The sequence below is a fragment of the Desulfobacterales bacterium genome, from assembly GCA_029211065.1.
GTDB lineage: Bacteria > Desulfobacterota > Desulfobacteria > Desulfobacterales > JARGFK01 > JARGFK01.
This window is the reverse complement of record JARGFK010000265.1, coordinates 1-578: the sequence shown is the minus strand read 5'-3', so window position 1 is coordinate 578 and position 578 is coordinate 1. Positions and strand designations below refer to the sequence as shown.

General features: G+C 47.6%; 2 protein-coding genes. One reads left to right on the top strand and one right to left on the bottom strand.

Features of this window, described 5'->3' with window-relative positions:
• On the bottom strand, window positions 1–215 hold a 215-nt coding region (locus P1P89_23350), incomplete at its 3' end, for a hypothetical protein (GenBank protein MDF1594459.1).
• Window positions 216–424: 209 nt separating this feature from the next.
• Here P1P89_23350 and P1P89_23345 point away from each other — a divergent pair.
• The coding region (locus P1P89_23345) for a transposase (GenBank protein ID MDF1594458.1) at window positions 425–578 on the top strand (154 nt) is incomplete at its 3' end.

Genomic DNA, 578 nt, shown 5'->3' with positions numbered 1-578 from the left:
AATTTGGCTTTAAGCTTTAGCAAGGCATCCTGCAGCGGGGGTCTGAGCAAATCTTTATGGATGGGGGCGATGTTGTCCTCTTCGGCCTCAAACAGGCAGTTGACGATATCGTCAATCATTTTAACATCAAGGCTTCCCACGACGGTGATGTTTTTGTCAGTGTCGATATCTTTGGGTGGAATCGGATAAATCTCGTAGAGGGCGGTGGTCCCCAAAAATTAGACAATGTGATAAGCTCTAAGTCAGCCTAACAGGGTTGTTGAAAAATTGTTTTTCGATTCAAAATTGACTGTTCTCAGGGGAGACATTATCCCAGCCCTGATGTGAGATCGTCGATCCTAACGCATCTGAAGCGGTCGCGATTTGAATCGAATTCGCAGTAAACACTTTTTCAGCAGCCTTTTAAACCAGAAAGGATCTGACCATGAGCAACAAACGGAAACAGTACAGTCCCGAGTTCAAGGCCAAGGTGGCTCTGGCTGCCTTGAAAAACGAAGAAACCATCACCGATCTGGCTCAACGTTTCGGCGTTCACCCTACCATGATCACTACCTGGAAGCGCTCCCTGCAGGAGGGCG